Origin of the sequence: Psychromonas sp. SP041 (assembly GCF_000470315.2) — a bacterium.
Taxonomy (GTDB): domain Bacteria; phylum Pseudomonadota; class Gammaproteobacteria; order Enterobacterales; family Psychromonadaceae; genus Psychromonas.
This window is the reverse complement of the sequence record NZ_CBRF02000045.1, coordinates 17,398-35,777: the sequence shown is the minus strand read 5'-3', so window position 1 is coordinate 35,777 and position 18,380 is coordinate 17,398. Positions and strand designations below refer to the sequence as shown.

17 protein-coding genes are annotated in these 18,380 nt (G+C 35.4%); 10 read left to right on the top strand and 7 right to left on the bottom strand.

What is annotated here, in order from left to right; genetic code table 11:
• Positions 1-893 precede the first annotated feature (893 nt).
• Positions 894-1,682 carry an ABC transporter permease gene (locus tag SP041_RS18495; protein WP_025564019.1) on the bottom strand — a complete coding sequence of 263 codons (789 nt, stop codon included), beginning with the start codon at positions 1,680-1,682 and terminating at the stop codon, positions 894-896.
• Positions 1,683-1,754: 72 nt separating this feature from the next.
• Positions 1,755-2,195 carry a cytidine/deoxycytidylate deaminase family protein gene (locus SP041_RS18490; RefSeq protein ID WP_025564021.1) on the bottom strand — a complete coding sequence of 147 codons (441 nt, stop codon included), beginning with the start codon at positions 2,193-2,195 and terminating at the stop codon, positions 1,755-1,757.
• Between the two features lie 324 nt (positions 2,196-2,519).
• Between SP041_RS18490 and SP041_RS18485 the strand changes: the two genes are divergently transcribed.
• The 9 genes from SP041_RS18485 to SP041_RS18445 all read left to right on the top strand — a co-directional run bounded on the left by SP041_RS18485 (position 2,520) and on the right by SP041_RS18445 (position 11,325).
• Positions 2,520-3,470, top strand: a complete 951-nt coding sequence (locus tag SP041_RS18485; protein WP_025564023.1) for a putative sulfate exporter family transporter — start codon at positions 2,520-2,522, stop codon at positions 3,468-3,470.
• Positions 3,471-4,210: 740 nt separating this feature from the next.
• Positions 4,211-4,786, top strand: coding sequence for a TerD family protein (locus SP041_RS18480; RefSeq protein WP_025564025.1), 576 nt, complete (start codon positions 4,211-4,213; stop codon positions 4,784-4,786).
• 92 nt (positions 4,787-4,878) lie between these two features.
• On the top strand, positions 4,879-5,481 hold the full coding sequence (locus SP041_RS18475) for a TerD family protein (RefSeq protein ID WP_025564027.1): 603 nt from the start codon (positions 4,879-4,881) through the stop codon (positions 5,479-5,481).
• A gap of 150 nt (positions 5,482-5,631) precedes the next feature.
• A complete protein-coding gene (locus tag SP041_RS18470) occupies positions 5,632-6,714 on the top strand; it encodes a sodium:calcium antiporter (protein WP_240791506.1) in 1,083 nt (360 codons plus the stop codon).
• A gap of 561 nt (positions 6,715-7,275) precedes the next feature.
• Positions 7,276-8,358 (top strand): phosphoribosyltransferase domain-containing protein, encoded by a 1,083-nt coding sequence (locus SP041_RS18465; RefSeq protein ID WP_025564161.1) that lies wholly within the window; start codon positions 7,276-7,278, stop codon positions 8,356-8,358.
• A gap of 5 nt (positions 8,359-8,363) precedes the next feature.
• A complete protein-coding gene (locus tag SP041_RS18460) occupies positions 8,364-9,122 on the top strand; it encodes an HAD family hydrolase (protein WP_170968572.1) in 759 nt (252 codons plus the stop codon).
• Positions 9,119-10,207, top strand: coding sequence for a cysteine protease StiP family protein (locus SP041_RS18455; protein WP_037048755.1), 1,089 nt, complete (start codon positions 9,119-9,121; stop codon positions 10,205-10,207). The genes SP041_RS18460 and SP041_RS18455 overlap by 4 nt, the downstream gene beginning before the upstream one ends.
• 1 nt (position 10,208) lies before the next feature.
• Positions 10,209-10,823: an HAD-IB family phosphatase gene (locus tag SP041_RS18450; RefSeq protein WP_025564165.1), complete on the top strand. Its 615-nt coding sequence runs from the start codon at positions 10,209-10,211 to the stop codon at positions 10,821-10,823.
• 46 nt (positions 10,824-10,869) lie between these two features.
• Entirely contained in the window at positions 10,870-11,325 is a 456-nt protein-coding gene (locus tag SP041_RS18445) for a TerB family tellurite resistance protein (RefSeq protein ID WP_025564167.1), read from the top strand.
• A gap of 217 nt (positions 11,326-11,542) precedes the next feature.
• On the opposite strand, the gene SP041_RS20915 is transcribed toward SP041_RS18445, so the two are convergent.
• Positions 11,543-11,698, bottom strand: coding sequence for a hypothetical protein (locus tag SP041_RS20915; protein WP_170968571.1), 156 nt, complete (start codon positions 11,696-11,698; stop codon positions 11,543-11,545).
• Between the two features lie 459 nt (positions 11,699-12,157).
• Between SP041_RS20915 and SP041_RS18440 the strand changes: the two genes are divergently transcribed.
• On the top strand, positions 12,158-12,451 hold the full coding sequence (locus SP041_RS18440; protein WP_037048769.1) for a hypothetical protein: 294 nt from the start codon (positions 12,158-12,160) through the stop codon (positions 12,449-12,451).
• Between the two features lie 123 nt (positions 12,452-12,574).
• Here the strand turns inward: SP041_RS18440 and SP041_RS18435 are convergent, their stop codons facing one another.
• From SP041_RS18435 to SP041_RS18420, 4 genes are all read right to left on the bottom strand, one after another.
• A complete protein-coding gene (locus SP041_RS18435; RefSeq protein WP_025564169.1) occupies positions 12,575-13,522 on the bottom strand; it encodes an ABC transporter permease in 948 nt (315 codons plus the stop codon).
• Between the two features lies 1 nt (position 13,523).
• The gene (locus SP041_RS18430) at positions 13,524-14,501 is read right to left on the bottom strand and encodes an ABC transporter permease (protein ID WP_025564171.1); all 978 of its coding nucleotides are present in this window, start codon (positions 14,499-14,501) and stop codon (positions 13,524-13,526) included.
• Between the two features lie 152 nt (positions 14,502-14,653).
• Complete coding sequence (locus tag SP041_RS18425) at positions 14,654-16,204, bottom strand: ABC transporter substrate-binding protein (RefSeq protein ID WP_025564173.1); 1,551 nt, start codon at positions 16,202-16,204, stop codon at positions 14,654-14,656.
• A 76-nt stretch (positions 16,205-16,280) separates the two neighbouring features.
• Positions 16,281-17,987 (bottom strand): ABC transporter ATP-binding protein, encoded by a 1,707-nt coding sequence (locus SP041_RS18420; protein ID WP_037048759.1) that lies wholly within the window; start codon positions 17,985-17,987, stop codon positions 16,281-16,283.
• Between the last annotated feature and the right edge of the window lie 393 nt (positions 17,988-18,380).

Here is an 18,380-nt window from a genome sequence, read left to right as displayed (position 1 = left end):
GGTTATAACGATATTGTCAATAAATGTTGTGATGCTTGGAATCGCTTCAGTGAAGACAAAAATAGAGTCATCTCACAATGTTATAGAGACTGGACCAATCTGGAAACTTAATTATCGGAATTGGTATTAATACTAATTCCAGTCAGTATACGATAGAGGATTAAATCAGGTATTGAGTGGAATTATTATTGTAATAAATAGTTATAAAGAATATTAATCGTGCCACTTATTAAGCAGCACATTTAATCTCGCACCTTAATGATAGTGCGAGTTCTATAAATATTGAATCGTGATAAGTCTTTCTGAGAAAGGTAATAAGGTTAGAGGGGACCTTATTTTATTTACATATATAAAAATATTTATTCAGTACTGATATTGTCTATTCAGCCTGATTGTTAACCGAGCGGGGCTATTCTGCTCTCGTTAAAAGCGTTGATATACTTCTACTATTTTTCTGATGTATCTTTCTGTTCATTTACTTGTTGCTGATCTTCATCTTTGTTCTGTTGGAACCAAAATCTTTTTCTACCTGTAGAGCGAGCCATATATTTCCTTATGGAGTTAATACCAATTACCTAAAATAGAATGTCTAATGTTCGGTATTGGTTATTTCCGTTGTAACCGTCATATTATTACGCGGTATTTTAGTAACGGAATAGTTATAAATATTATTGTGCAAAAATTGCGTGCGCTGAAGTTGGAATTATTGAATGGTTTGAGAAGTTAAAGATAATACTAAGGACAACGGTGACGATGTAACTGAGGATAACTTGGACTTTATTTGACATTAATAACTCTGATTTTCCAGAGCGAAGTGAATAATAATGGATTATTTTTTAAATAGCTAGTTTTATTTGGTTTATTTTCAAACAATGTGTTTATAAAAAAGATATTTAGTTGTTAAGCTTGATTTTGATGAGACCATTTTTTGCTAGTGAAACCCGTAATGTTAATAATAGGGTAATAGTAAGAGAGACACTTAACATGATCAACATGGCGATAAATATAAGTAGTTGATACTTGATTGCTACCATCGGCGTAACACCTCCGAGTATTTGTCCTGTCATCATACCAGGTAAGGAAACGATACCTGTTGTTGCAATTGTCGCTAAGATTGGCGCTTGTGCTTTTTTTAATGATTGTTGTAAGAAAGGGAAAGCAGCCTGATAAGGAGACGCGCCTAGTGCAAGTGCCCCTTCGTATTCATCTTGTTGTTGGTCAAAGGCATTAAATAAGTTTTGTAATGCCACTATGTTTGCACTCAAACTATTACCTAACAACATGCCCGCTAACGGAATCATATAGCGAGCGCTATACCAAGGGGCTGGTTGGATAACCAGAAGTGATAATACTAATAATATTGGTAATAAAGCACAGCTAAGCGCGATACTATTGGCAAAAAATAGATAGCGATTATTTAAACCACTTTTACTGATGATGCTGTAGCTACCGACTGTGATCATGACGATCAACCAAGCAGTATTTAATAGAATGCTGTCGAGTTCAAATATGTATTCGAGGTACAGGCCGACTAATAGTAATTGTAAAAATAAACGTACAAATGCAGTGACAGTACTTTTGTTAATACCGAGTTTGAAATAAGCGTTAATTGTAATAGGGACAAACAGCAGTAAACTAAATAGCCCGAGTTGTAACCAACTTATATCGATACTTGTTTGCATATTAAATGCATTACCTCATCAGGTGAGTTTATCGAACAGTCGCTTAATCTTAAACGACTGTTATGTTAGTTATTATTGGTCTTCTAGCGGCAACCAATCGACGGTAACGCGTGATTGAGTAAACATCTCTTCACTGAGTTTAATTTTGTCTCCCCAACGTGATAAAAAGTCTTCACTTTGTGCTGGGCAATGCACTGCTTTAATCCCTGTTTGAATGATTTTTGCTGCGCAGTTGGGACATGGAAAATGCGTCACCCAAATTTCACATCCACTTAAATCTCGTTTGGCGTAAAGTATTGCATTTTCTTCCGCGTGTAAGGTTTTGAGTAATTTGATTTCTCGATTATCAGTTTCAGCACTGTCTGAAATACCTTGTGGATAGCCATTAAAACCTAGTGAAACAATACGGTTATGTTCGGTGATCACTGCACCAACTTGAGTCGATGGATCTTTACTCCATGATGCAACAAGTTCTGCCATTTGAATGAATCGTAGTGCCCATTTAGAAATCATATGCAATTTAACCTTTTATCATTAGTGTGTCGTTATGTCGCATTGCTTTGTCTTGCTCTGCTATGTGCGGATCGGTGTCTATGCATTTTCGCATAAACTATACCGGTTAAATCTTTACCTTTATGCCTAGAATCTGTTTATCTCACGACTTGCTGATTTTTGCACTTTGAACGGTAACGGGTATATATTACATTTTTGCTATTAACTTGCGTAGTGAGTTTGAACTTCATGTTAAATTTTTCTTAACGACTAATTAAATTCTTTCGAATATACTTAATCTTAGTGTTTTTATATTATCTAATCATAAAAATGAGGAGGTAATATATGATAGCTAATATTAGCAAAATACAATTTAATAAACACTTTATTCTATTTAGTGTATTAGCTACTTTATGTTTATTTCCTGTTATCTCCTCGCCTATTGCATTGGTACTTGGTTTCACTGTTGCAACTCTTGGCTTAGTCCCTTCGAAAATCGATATTGGTCAGCTGACTAAAAAACTATTGGCGTTATCAATTGTTGGTTTAGGGTTTGGTATCAATGTTGAACAAGCGATTGAAGCTAGCTCTGCCAATATTGGTTTAATTGTTGGTTCTATTTTTAGTACGTTATTAATAGGTATGTTATTAACTAAGTTATTTAAGATAGATGCTAAGACAGGTCACTTAGTCGCTTCTGGTACGGCTATTTGTGGTGGCAGTGCGATTGCTGCTGTTGCGCCGGCTATTCAAGCTAATAACGAACAAACTTCACATGCTTTGGCAACCGTGTTTATTCTTAATAGCATCGCTTTATTTGTGTTCCCATTGGTTGGACATGCGCTGGGAATGAGCCAATATAATTTTGGTTTATGGAGTGCGATCGCCATTCATGATACTTCTTCTGTTGTTGGTGCTGCTTCTGCTTACGGAGATGAAGCGCTTCAAATTGCAACAACTGTGAAATTAGCACGCGCTTTGTGGATAATTCCAGTCGCTTTTATTAGTGCGCTTATTTTTAAAGGTGATAGTAAAAAAATTACTGTGCCGATGTTTATCCTCTATTACTGTCTGGCGATTGCAGTGGCACATTTTTTACCGCAGTTCGATGGTTTATACCAAAACCTATTTTTTGCGAGTAAACGTTTACTTGTACTTTGTTTATTTTTAATTGGTTGTGGTATCACGGTAAAAACCATCAAAAGTGCTGGTTACAAACCCATGTTATTAGGTATTTTATTATGGGTGACAGTAGCAACAGTTGTACTGGCTTATATTCAGTTTAGCCCTTTGTAACCTGTCTACATACTTATTTTCTTTTTATACTGCGGCTAATTATTATTCTAAGCCGTAGTATAGAAATAAAGATTCTGTAAAAATAGTTACAATAACCCATCTTAATATTGGTGATTTAAAAATTCACTTATTCGTGATTACGCTGTTTTCTCGCTGTTCAATCCTCTCATTTATTAAACAACTTCTATGTTAATATTTAACCCTATTTTCTCTCTTAGATTCAGATGGAACTGCATTTTTTGGTGAGAAATCAAATAAATAAACAATAAAATCAATGAGGTAAATCATAAAGTTGCTGGCGTATTATTAGAAGTAGATATTCTGTAGTACTGTTGGGTTGCTCTGTGTTCTTTTTATAATTTAGTGCATAAACTTATATTTGGTTGTAATAAAATTGATCTATCTAGAGAATTTAGTCCTAATAATGCACTATCAGTATTTTTTTGTTGACTTAATATGTCATCACAGATTTAATAGAATAAATCTAAAATATTAGTGAGGGATTGATTTTTGAACATTTGTCTCCATACGTTAGATACTAAAGCTTAAAAAAGGAAGTGCTGCACTAGCAGCAGTTGATAAATTGCGGTTCATTAAGCTATTACCTGTATTCTAGGTATTTTTATTATCTAGTATTTGAATTTGGGGCTGAATTTTATGTCCTATGCACTTTATTTTTTATGTTTTTCGCACTGAGTTAATCAGTATTATTAATAATTATATATTTTAAGGAAATGTAAATGGCTGTTTCATTACAAAAAGGTGGGAATGTCTCACTAGAAAAAGTAGCACCTGGTATGACTAAATGTTTACTTGGACTTGGGTGGGATTCTAGAGCGACTGATGGCGCTGACTTTGATTTAGATGCATCGGTATTTTTATTAAACGCAGAAGGCAAAGTGAAAGCAGATAACGGTTTCATCTTCTTTAATAATTTAATATCAGAATGTGGTTCAGTTGAACATACTGGTGATAACTTAACAGGTGAAGGCGAAGGCGATGATGAGGCTGTTAAAGTTGACCTTTCTAAAATTCCTGCTGATATTACCAAAATCATCGTTGCTGTAACAATTCACGAAGCAGAATCAAGAAAGCAAAACTTTGGTCAAGTATCAAACGCATTCATCCGTGTTGTTAATGAAGCATCGAATGAAGAAGTGGTACGTTATGACTTATCTGAAGATTACTCTATTGAAACTGCACTTATTTTTGGTGAGTTATACTTACACAACGGTAGCTGGAAATTTAAAGCGATTGGTCAAGGATTTGAAGGTGGACTTGGTCCCCTAGCTCGTCAATATGGCGTTGCGGTTTAATATTTTCTATGTGAAGTATCTATATTATTAAATGGAGTGATGTATCACTCCATTTTTTTAATAACAAATAAATTGATAATTAAGGATATAAAATGGCAATTTCACTACAAAAAGGTCAGAAAATAAGCCTAGAAAAATCGAATGGTTCAAGTTTAACCAATCTATGTGTTGGTGTGAACTGGGGCGCGATTACTAAAAAAGGTTTCTTTGGAACAAAGACAGTTGCAGTTGATCTTGACGCAAGTTGTGCTGTGTTTGATGCAAATAAAACGTTATTAGATGTTGTTTATTTTGGCAAACTAAAAAGTACTGGTATTCAACACTCTGGTGATGACCGAACAGGTGATACCGATGGTGATGATGGACTTGATAACGAAGTAATCAATGTAAATCTAAGTCAATTACCTGCGAATGCAGATCAAGTTGTATTTGTACTTAACTCATTTTCTGGCGATGATTTTAAAACTATCCCTTTTGCATCTATTCGCTTGTATGAAGGAACACCAACACGTGTTGACTCTATTCATGCCGTTTATGATATTGCTAATGACGCTAAATTTGCAGGCTCAGTTTCTATGGTGTTAGGTAAATTATACAAACATAACGGAAGCTGGAAGTTCTCTGCACTAGGCGAAACAACCAATGACAAAAAACTTGAGCAAACTGTGAAGACAGTTGAAACAGGTTATTTATAACACTTTAGATTAGAAAAATAACATCCTAGCTGGCTTCTTCTAAAATACTTTTTTGGATAAAAGCTAGGTAGGATGAGTACAGACTAATTTAAATAAAATGCAATAACTGTTAATGATGACATTTATGTTGCGTAACTGGAGAAATATATTTTGGATTCAATACTTCCATTTTTTTACATTGTTTTATCGTGTTATTTATTAAAATATGCATGTGACACTTTTGAACAAGCTGCTGGATATTTAGGGCGTAACTTTCCGCCTGGCATAAAAGGTGCAACAGTTAATGCCATCGGTTCAAGCATGCCTGAAATGTGTGTTGTTATTGCTTGTTTATTTTGGTTTGATGATCCTTCATTAGTGATGGTTGCACTAGGTGTTACCGCTGGTTCTGCTATTTTTAATGGTTGTGTCATACCTGCTTTATCGATCATCATGGCGAAAGATGAGAAAGGTAAATCGGTTGATCATATCGAGTTAAACAAAAGCGTATTAATACGTGATGTTTTCTGGGTACTTACTGCAGAAATTGCGTTAATTGTTTGTCTTGGTTTTAATGAGTTCACTATTTGGATGGCGGTTATTTTGAACGTTATCTACTTCTTATATGGAGTGCATTTATATATTGACTCAAAAAGACATGTCGGTAGCGATGATGATGAAGAGTACGAATACGAAGAAATTGAAGATAAAGGTGTATTATTAAACGTACTATCTTTTAACTTTAACGCGTTAATATTCTCAAATCGAGCGTTCACAGCGATGAGTGCTTTATTGGTTATTTCATTGGCCATTGCCGTTATTTCTGGTGCGTCACATATATTAGTTGAAGGTGTGCTTGGTAGTGCGTCTGTATTGGGTGTTCCTGAGTTCTTCGCAGGCTTAGTGTTTGGTGCTGCTGCTTCTTCTGTTCCTGATTTAATATTATCAGTTAAAGATGCACAAAAAGGTGAATATGAAGATGCTGTTGCTAACCCGTTAGCGTCTAATACTTTTGATACGACTGTTGCCTTTGCTTTGCCATTATTAGCTTGGTTCTTGATTAACGACGAAAGTGCATTGCCACTGGTTAACGATCAAAATTTAACTATTCTTCGTTGGTCTATTGTTGGTGTAACAGCTGCCGTTGCTGCTAGCTTATTATTTAACTACAAAAAAGTAACAAAGAATGTCGCTTACTTTTTACTTACATTATTCACTGTCTGGGCAGTCAGTATGTATTTCGTTATTCAATAAATTTTAAGATGGATTGACTGTTTAAATCCATTATATAGACCATGACCAACTTAAATAATGGAGCTTATATTTATAAGCTCCATTATTTTTAAGTAAAAAAGATAAGCATAGAAAGTTGAGCATTCGATTTTTATTGCAAATCAATATACGTTTCACCATCTAAATTAAACTTGGTTATCCCATCGTTAGTTGTGACTATTTTTATTACTGTTTAACGTTATTTTGAGAGTAATACCGATTACATTAAATAAGTGATCTAAATTTTGCGCAGGAAAAATGATTTAGTTTAAGGCGTAAATTGAGCTAAATGGTTGTTCCATTTACGAAATTTACAACGAAGAAATAAGTTATTTTAACCAGTAAAATAGATCAGTTAATTAGTGTGATTGGTATAATATGAAACAACGTTAAATAGAGTCGATGTTAAGCTTAAGAAAGTTATACAAATAAAGATATTTCTTGAAGTATTGCAGGTGTAAACCAGTAGTGTTTTAAGGTGTAAAACCAGCATAGAATAAACGCTATCGCTGTTATCTTTAAAAAACAGTAGGTAAATTTTAATTGCAATATCTCAAACATATATATGACATTAAAGCAGGGACTCTTCTACTGCAGTCTAATGAGCATAGAAAAACATTAGATAATATTGTGGCATTTGCTTGTCGTGAAAACCCTAAACGTCATTTTATATTGATCAATAAATTGATTGGCCGATATACCCCAACAGCACCTAGTGTCATGCGAGCAACTTATAATCAGTTAGCTGAAAGAGTGGGTTATGATTCGGATTGTTATGTTGTTAGTTTTGCAGAAGCGGCAACTGGTTTAGGCGCAGGCGTCGCTGACAGCCTAGCAAGAGACCAGGATAATGAAATATATTTCCAACATACTACTCGGCATAAGCTAGATGAGGAGTTGTGGTTTACTGTTGATGAAGAGCATAGTCATGCTGTCAATCATATGTTCTATAAACCAACTCCTGATTTGTATGACGCTATCATAAAGTCCAAAAAACTGGTTATTATCGATGATGAGATAACCACTGGACGTACGATTAAGGTTTTCTTATTACAAATATTACCTTATTTAACTGATTTAGAAGAAATCGTCATTACTTCTATCGTAGATTTGATGGCAACAGAGAACCATCTAAAAGATCTCGATATAGATATTCCTATTCGCTATATTTCATTAGTTAAAGCAAATATCACACTCGAAAAAGATCCTGACTTTAATCCAACATTACCTAATAAAGTGAACTCAGGCTTAGATCTGTCTGATTCAATTTCTAGCGCAGGTCGATGCGCTATACGCATGCCTTATCGTGAAAAATTAAATGCGATTAGTAGCACAAAAAACACACTGGTTATTGCAGATGGTGAACATCAATACATCCCCTTTTTACTTGCTGAGCAATTAGAGAAGTCAGGTGTTGAAGTGGCTTTTCAATCTATTAATCGTTCACCTATATTGGTTTGTGATGAGATAGTTAATAAATATAATATCACTGCCAATACAGACGGTGCTGAACATTACTTGTATAACTTTTTTCCTCAAAATAAATCCGTTTTTGTTATCAGTGAAAACGAATACGAAGGCTTGTTATTTACAAATGAAGTTAGGTATCACGAATGGAGGTGTTAACTAAGATGCCATCTCGACTATTTGTTTTTACCGATTTGGATGACACCTTATTCCAAAGTTTTAATAACAACGTGCCTGAGCATGCAATACAAGCAACAGTGGATGTTGATGGAAATACTTATGCTCATTCTTCCTTACAACAACAAAAGCTATTAGAGGTGATGGTGAAGGGCGGTGCGATCATTATCCCTGTCACTGGTCGTAGGAGTAGTTCTTTTTTAAATTGTCGCTTACCTGATGTAATGAAAAGTGAATATGCAATCGTCTCTCATGGCGCTGTTATTTTAAATAAACAGCATCACGTATTAAATGAATGGGTTACATTTTTAGAAAAACATTATGCGCTACTGCATTGGCAAGGTGTGCTGAATGTGATGTATGAGCAATTGCTTGAATATTATGCAGAGGATAAAAATGTCCGTGTTCGTTTGATTGTTGATCAAGGCATTACGGCTTATATTTGTATTAAAATAAATAAAGTGGGTTACCTTCCTGAAAAGTCTACTCAAGTCAGTTCGATACTTAATGCTAGATTAAAAAGAAACATGCTATTACATGAGAATGGCAGAAACTTCGCTATGCTAGCACCCTATGCACAAAAGAAAGTAGCGGTTGATTTTTTGAAAGAAAAAATGGATTTTAATCAATTCGATACCGTTTTTGCCATGGGCGATAGCGATAGTGACTTACCTTTTATGAATGATGCTGATTTTTTAATTGTTCCTCAACAAGCGCAAATATTTAAAAAGGAATCAGAACAATGAAAAAGCCATTTATAGGTAGTTATTCAGAGAAAGATTGTTTATTTTTATTGAAACAAATTGAACCTAATTTTTATACAGTAGAAGATAAAGAAAGGTTGATTCAGTCAGGTCAATTGCATTATTCACAAATGGTAAGCCAAGAAACTAAACCCAGTACCGAGTATGAACAATTATTCTTGTCGTTGACTGCACAATATAAACAGCAGCTTGCGAATGAAATTATGCAATTAGCTCATTTAATTTCGGACAACATTAAGCAGCCTGTTTGTCTTGTTTCCTTAGTACGTGCAGGAACTCCCATAGGCGTGTTAGTTAATAGAGCAATCAATGAGTACTCAACTTTAGAGTCTGTTCATTATTCTATTAGCATAGTGCGTGATAAGGGCATTGATACTAATGCATTAGACTATTTGATTAATGACTTAAATATTAAACCTGAAAGCATCGTGTTTATTGATGGCTGGACAGCTAAAGGTGTCATTACTAAAGAATTAAAACAAGCGGTTCAAGCCTATAATAAAAGAAAAAAAGTAAACGTGAGTGATGACTTATACGTAGTTTCAGATATTGGTGGTACCGCGGATTATTCGGTGACTTTACATGATTACACTATTCCTAGTGCACTCATGAATTCAACAGTGAGTGGTCTCATTAGTCGTTCTGTTATTAATGAACAAATAAGTGAGAATGATTTTCATGGTTGTATAACCTATCAACACCTCGAAAAATATGACTATTCAAATTGGTTTATAAATGAAGTTTCTGACTGTTTTTGTGAGGAACAATATCAAGCACCTATCTTGACCAGTGAAGCGCAGCGTGTACAACGTTATCAACAAACCCAACGTTATATTAAAAAGCTAATGAGTGACTATAGTGTGGGTGATATTAACCGAGTTAAACCTGGTATTGCAGAAGCGACGCGCGTTATGCTGCGCCGAGTACCGGACACCTTGTTAGTTAAGGATAAGCACAATGAAAATACTGCACATTTGATGCGAATTGCCGATGAAAAAGGCATTGTTGTCATTGAATTACCTGAAATGCCTTTTGGTGCTTGTGCTTTAATAAAAGATGTAAGTTAAAATGAATAAAATTGCAGTATTTGATTTCGATGAAACGTTAATAGAAGAAAACTCTTTGCGTTATTTATTTAAATTTTTGTTAGGAAATAAACCTTTATTTTTATACTTATTTCCGATACTTCTAAACTATAGAGTTTATTTAGGGCAGTTTAAAACAGTCATTAAACAGCGTTTATATAAAGTAGCATTAACCAATCAAGATCCAAAAAGTGTATATCAAGCAGGGTGTGCTGCAGCTAAAAATCTGACTCAAATTAAATTGGTGGTAGACCGATTAATTGAATTGAATGAGCAAGGTGTTGACGTTTGGATCATTACTGCATCACCACAGTCTTTTATACAAGGGGTAGTGGATGAATTGCAATGGCCAGTAAAACGAGTGATTGGCACATTGTTAGAACCACGTAATGATTTACTGAGTGGTATTGTTGGTGAAGAGTGTCAAAAAGAAGAAAAAGTACATAGGTTTGATGGTATTGTTAAACAAGAAAATTTAGTGTTTACAGTGTTAGAAGGTTATGGGAATTTACCCGTTGATATCCCTATGCTCGGTCTCGCATTACAACAATTTTATGTTAAAGATGGTAAGTTAAGTGCCTTTGTAAAAGAGGTATAATACGTTTGAGTGTTAAATTTTATTTAATTAATTTTTGGAGAAAAAAATGAGCTTTTGGAATAATATTAAAGACAAAATGAGCGATGCGAATGATAGTTTACAAAAAAATATTGGCCAATTTAAGAATAAAAAGTTTGCCGATGCATCAATGGCTATCTGTGCTTTAGTCGCTGCTGCTGATGGTGATATTGATGCTGATGAACGCAGTAAAACAGCTGCTTTTATTATGTCTAATGAAAGCTTGAAAGTATTTAACGCTAGCGATCTTAAAGAAAAGTTTGATTTCTTTTGTAATAAATTAGAAGCCGATTATGACTTTGGTAAAATTGATGCCATTCAAGCTTTGGGTGCATTAAAAGGTAAACAAGATCAAGCAAGAGCATGTATTCAATTAGGTATTATCATTGGTAGTGCTGACGGTGAATTTGATGCTGATGAGAAAAAAGCAATCAAAGAAGCTTGTAACGCAGTAGGTATCGCACCATCAGAGTTTGATTTATAGATTCTCTGTAGCTGTAATAACACTTAGGAGATTTTATGAGGCGGCTGAATCTGTTCTGTTAACAGGTCTAATGTCTTTGTAATCTCCCGAGTTAAAAACTCCCTCCTATATAATCTACTTATCGTGGGTTTTGCCATTGTTAGTGATAAAGGTAATGTAAGAAGCTTACAACCCGCTAAATTAATGCTATCAACCATTCGAGTCGAAGGTGGTTTATTTATTGACGTGGTGGTGTATCACTTTGTTGTGTACTGACAAAGTAGAATAATAATGAAAAAGCTAATAACGAGAAAGCAGCTGCAATAATACCATTACTTAAGATTGCAAATAGGATCGATAGAATGACTAAAGTAATAATTAATTTTGCTTTCAATTTATGGCTGCCTATTCAATTGGTTTTTAACGTTGCCATTATTCACAAGCTTGACGGAAAGCGATAATACAAAATTCTTCTAACTAATACCCTCTGTCTATATTGACGTATTCAATTCGATTTATTGAACCACTATTTATTTTTCAAACGATGATATTAGATCGTATTCTTTTAAATAATAAACCTTAAAGAAGCATTTATTTATTTCACTATTTATAATCATATTATCAACCTTCGTTATCCAAAATAAGGAATGACGGTGCTCTAGCAACAGACACATAAATAATAATTAGCGCCATGCTCTTGCGTGGCTATTTTTAGTCATGGTTATCATTTGTAAGTTTTATTATGCATTAGATGACATCAATACATTTACCGTTTTTGTTTTTTATACTTATTCAGACAAAGGTATAATGGCCAGTAACAAGCTTAGACATTAATGATTTAAATAGGAACGTAATGAGAAAGTCAGATAAAAAAATAGAGAATAAATTGCGTGTTGCTTTAACTGAAGTATGTGACTTTGCATTAGATAATATCTCAGGTTACCAATGGATAAGCCATACAGTTAACTATGATGTATTTCCCGCTTCTTTACAGGTTACTTGTACCTTTTCCTCACAACAAGCTATCGATGATTTAAAGCAGTCACAGCAAGACCTTGTGTTGAAAAAAGAAATAACAAAAACGCTCTCGGCAGTGGGAATAAAAATCGTTGATATGAATAAACAAGTGACGTTTATTATTGAGTAAGATTGTTTCGTATTTGAAGCGTTATTAATATTTGAAAGAAGAGCATTAACTCAGTCACGTTTTATTGTGCACCGAGTTAATGCTTTGTTCGACTAAATTAAGCCGTTAAGTTTCAATTAATGATTAACCTTTGTAGATTTTTGGATTAAATACATCGCGTAACCAATCCCCTAATAAGTTAATGACTAATACTAGGCTGATTAATACAATGCCTGGGAAGATAGTTATCCACCATGCACCAGAGAATATGTATTTAAAGCCGATGCTGATTAGTGCGCCTAGCGAAGGTTGGTCTACTGGTAAACCTAGCCCTAGGAACGATAACGCAGCTTCTGACATAATCGCATTAGCAACTTGTACTGTTGAAATCACTAGAATCGGTGATAGGCAGTTAGGTAGAATATGGCGGAACATAATACGCATCGATCTAAAGCCCATCACTTGTGCTGCTTCAACATATTCCTTTTTCTTTTCTGCTAGCACTGAAGCGCGAATTGTACGTGCATATTGAGGCCATTCTGCGACACCAATAATCACCACTAACATAATCACTGCATAATCAGCAAAAAACTCTGCACCAAAACTAGCTTTAAAAATCGCGGTAATAATGATCGCGACCATCATCGTTGAAAATGATAATTGCACATCGGCAAAACGCATTAAGAAGCTATCAATACGGCCACCAAAATAACCGGCCGATAAACCAATCACAATGCCTAAAACTAACTGTACTGCGACGGCTAAAAAACCAATTGTTAATGATAATCTTGAACCATATAAAATAGTCGACAAGATATCGCGACCTTGGTCATCAGTTCCTAATAAGAATCGCTCTTCGCCACCCTCTAACCATGATGGTGGTAACTCTGAATCCATCAAATCAATAGACATCAAGTCATAAGGATTGGTTGGCGAAATGATCGGCGCAAACAGTGCGGCAAGAAAAAAAGTTAAGAATAAAGCAAAGCTAAACATCGCCATTTTGTCACGCTTAAAGTGATAAATGAAGTCTGAATCTTTTAGTCGCTTCCAGCGTGATGGAGCAGTGTTTTCTTGAGTTAAGCTAGTCATATTATGCTCCTTTACCAGTGATGTTGACGGTTGGATTTACCACGCCGTATAACAAATCAACGATAGTATTAGTGACCACAAAAATAAGCCCGACAAAAATAACGTAAGCTGTAATAAGCGGTGTATCAACACGGTTAATTGCTTCTAAAAATAAGAAACCGGTGCCTGGCCATTGGAAAACAGTTTCCGTTAAAATGGTATAAGCGACCATGGTACCAATTTGTACACCACCGACGGTTAACACTGGTAGCATGGTGTTTTTTAAGGCATGTTGATAATAAATTTTATTCATTGCTAACCCTTTAGCGGTCGCAAATTTTACATACTCAGAGCTTAATGCTTCTAACATTTCTGAGCGCACTAAACGAATAAATAACGGCAACATAATAGAGGCTAATGAAATACAAGGTAGTACTAAATGTAATAAGCCATCGGTAGTGAGATAACCTGTCTCCCAACCAAAGATGGAGAATGTTTCCCCTCGGCCATAAGAAGGTAGCCACTGTAGCTCGATCGCAAAAATGTACATTAATATAATGGCGGTTAAAAAGACCGGTATTGAAATCCCGATACTACTGAATGCCATGATCATTTTTGTCCATAAACTTTTGGGGTGAATCGCGGAGTAGACACCTAATGGGATTGCCACTAATACAATAATGATGGAGGCGCCAAATACTAACTCTAATGTAGCTTGTAATTTGTCTAAAATAACGTCGACAGCAGGGCGTTTAAAGAAATATGAATTACCTAAATCTCCTTGTAATGCACTACTAATGAAACGGGTATATTTGGTGACATAAGAGTCATTTAACCCAAGTTCATCACGTAAAACTTGTCGTTCTGCTTCTGATACGGATTGGCCTACCATTTCTCGAAGTGGATCGCCTAGGTTATCTTGGATTGCAAATGCGACTAGGCTGATCACAAACATTACAATTAATGCCTGGAAAAGTCGCTGGACCAAAAAGGTAAACATCAGTTGTTTCCTATAAATTAATTAACGGCCCAGAATTTGGACCGTTTTATTTTGATTAAAATTGATTGAGCAGAGATTATTTATGTAGAGGCCTTTATTTAACGACCTCTACATTTAATCCTCTTTATTGAACAAACTTCACTTAACAACTCTTATTTAACAACTAAGTCACCAAGGTATGGGAAGTTCAATGCGTTCACGATAGGTGAAACGTTTAGGTTAGATTTTGCACCCCAAGCAAGATTCTGCCAATGTAGAGGAACAAATGCTGCATCGTTATAAAGTATTTGTTCAACTTCTTTTAACATTGCAGAACGTTTTACAGGATCGGTTTCTGCATTCGCTGAGTTAACTAAGTTATCTACTTTAGGGTTTGAGTAATGGCCACAGTTGTAAGCACCTTTACCTGTTTCAGCATCACGCGTCATGGTTAAAAACTCAGAGAAGTTTGCTGAATCTTCTGTATCTGAATGCCAACCAATCATCATCATATCTGCCGAACATTTATCAAACTCAGGCCAGTATTGCGCTTTAGGCATAGTTTTTAAGTCAACAGTAATACCTATTTTCGCTAACATTGATGCCGCTGCTTGAGCAATTTGAGCATCGTTAACGTAACGGTTATTAGGTGCCATCATTGATAATTTAAAGCCTTTCTCGTAACCGGCTTCTTTCATCAATTGTTTTGCTTTTTTCAAGTCGTAACGTGGTACTAAACTTGCGTCGTAACCCGCGTAACCTTCAGGGCCTTGTTGGCCAGCCGTTGTTGCGAAACCTTTCATTATTTTTTTAACGATAGCATCATTGTTAATTGCGTAAACAATTGCTTGGCGAACGCGTACATCTTTTAATGCTTCGTTTGAACTTTGGTTCATTTGCATTGTAATGATACGTGTACCTGCAACTGTCGTTAGCTCGATGTTTTTAGTATCGATAACACGTTTTTGGTCGTTCGGTGCAACTGGGTGAATTAAATCAACATCGCCAGACAGTAGAGCAGCAACACGTGTTGCATTTTCTTTGATAGGCACCAATGTTAATTTATCAACGTTACCCGGTGAATTTGTGTCCCAGTAATCGTCAAAGCGATCAAACACAACTTTTACGCCTTGCTCACGTGATTCAATAGTGAATGGACCTGTACCCGATACATGTGTCGAAGCAAATGAATTACCATGTTTGATGATAATTGATTTATCTGCACCGTCAGCTTCACCTGAATAGAATTTGCTGTCCATTGGGAAAAGGTAAGTCGCTGTTTGTAGTACTAATGGATACGGTTTAAACGACACTAATTCAACAGTGTAATCATCAATTTTAACCAGCTTTTCATACGGTGAAAATACTGCTTTAAAGTCCGCTGATGTTTTAAGACGGTTGAATGTCCAAACAACGTCATCTGCTGTTAACTTATTACCTGAATGAAACGTGACACCTTTACGCAGCGTAAAACGGAAAGTATTTTCATCTACACGTTCCCACTTTTCAGCTAGACGTGGTTCAAAATCAAATTCTTTAGTAAAACGCACTAGCGGATCAAATAACATGTGTGACATCTGTAACACACCGCCAGAAAGCTGCTCATGTGGATCTAATGTTACAGGGTCTGAATCATAAGCAATGGTGATATCAGCTGCGGCGGCTGAAAAGCTCAAACCTGTAGCAAGTAATGCAATCGCTAATTTTGTTTTTAAAAACTTCATTTATAACTCCTTTTATGAAAAATAACGTTCGATACTTAATTTTTAATTAATGCTGTTTTAATTAGTTTTGTTAATTTTAAATTTCGCTTCTTAACCCTTTAAACTCAGGCATTAATGAAATTAAATGTTTGCTGTAAGGGTGTTGAGGCTGTGTAAATAATTGTTCACTTTCATTTACTTCTAATAACTTACCCTGTTGCATAACACCGATACGGTCACATACTTGACGTATTACTGGTAAATCATGGCTGATAAATAACATGGTAAGATTTAGCTCATCTTGTAAATCTTTAAGTAAGTTAAGGATTTGCGCTTGTACTGATACATCTAGCGCAGACGTTGGCTCATCACAAATCAATAAGCGTGGACGCGTTGCTAAAGCTCGTGCAATAGAGATTCGCTGACGTTGTCCGCCAGAAAATTCGTGAGGATATTTAACACCGGCCATTCTTCCTAATCCAACATGGTCTAATAGATCGAATACAATACTTTGTATTTGGGATTCATTGGCAGCTAATTTATGAAAGCGAATCGGTTCAGCGATAATGTCGTAGATTTTCATGCGAGGGTTCATTGAGGTATAAGGGTTTTGGAATACCATTTGCATTTGACGTCGGAAAGGTCGTCGCTCACGCTCTGATTTTATCGCTGTTAAATCGATACCTTCAAAGGTTATTTTGCCTTCGTTAGGTGGATATAAACCAGTAATAACTCGTGCAATCGTTGATTTACCTGAGCCCGATTCACCGACTAAACCAAACGTTTCACCTTCATTAATACTAAAGCTAACATTTTTGTTGGCTTGAACATATTCACGTTTACTTTCAAAGAACGAATCTTTAGTGATAAAACGTAAACTAACATCTTCAACATTTAGCAGAGGACCATCGTAACTACGTTGCTCTTCACTTTGCCCTAACCAATGGTTTTTAATATCTAACGCTTGATGTTCTTGTGCTTCTTCGATGTAGCTAACTAGCGGAAAGCGGTTTAACTTTCTATCTGAACGAGGTACGGCTGAAATTAGGCTACGTGTGTATTCATGGTCGGGATCGCCAAGCACTTTGGCTGTTTCACCAAACTCAACTAAATCACCACGATACATTACCGCTACTTTATCTGTCACATTTGAAACCACACCCATATCGTGTGTTACTAACATGCAACCTACATTTTTTTCGATACAAAGGTTACGGATCAAGGTGAGGATTTGATCTTGAATTGAAACGTCTAACGCCGTGGTTGGTTCATCAGCAATAATTAAATCAGGCTCGCCTGATAATGCGATGGCAATAACAACACGTTGACGCATACCGCCAGAAAACTGATGCGGATATTGTTTAATACGTACTTCAGCTTCAGGAATGCCGACTTGCTGCATTAAGTTAATAGCACGTTGTGTCGCTTCTGCATTACTGACATCTAAGTTGGCGTGAATGGTTTCAAGTAATTGTTGTTCAACCGTGAAAAGTGGATTCAACGAAGTCATTGGATCTTGGAAAATAAAGCCAATTTTATTACCACGTACTTTACGCATTTGTTCTAGCGTTAAGCCTGATATTTTTTCTCCATCTAAAAATACTTCACCGCCAGCAATTACACCTGGTGGGCTTAACAAATCGATGATTGCGTTACCGACGGTAGATTTACCTGCCCCTGATTCGCCAACAACTCCGACAATTTCTCCACGATTAATAGAAAAAGAGAGTGATTTTACAGCTGCATGTGTACCAAAGCGTGATGGATATTCTATACGTAAGTCTTTAACTTCTAATAATGCCATGTTAGTAATCCCTTACTATTTGAAAGGACTTTTGTTTGATAAAGCCTTGCATATTTATACTTTTTTGTGATTTGAAACACATTTCTCACGCCCTTTATCTAACTTAGTGTAATAATTTTCAATCGATCACATTAATTTATGTGATCAATATCGACAATTATTAAATATCATTTATGACTACTTGGTCAAAAATAAAAGTATTTTATTACTTTTATTTGCTCATATTTGTGTTTTTATAGAGTAATAGTTGACCAAGAGGTTAATTAATTTACTTTTTATATGATTTATTTACTTAATTTTTAAACTATAAGTTAGCTTGTATTCAGCTTGTTAAAATTAACCCTATAATTAATTTGAAAGACTATAAAATTTCGATTCATCATCATTAAATGT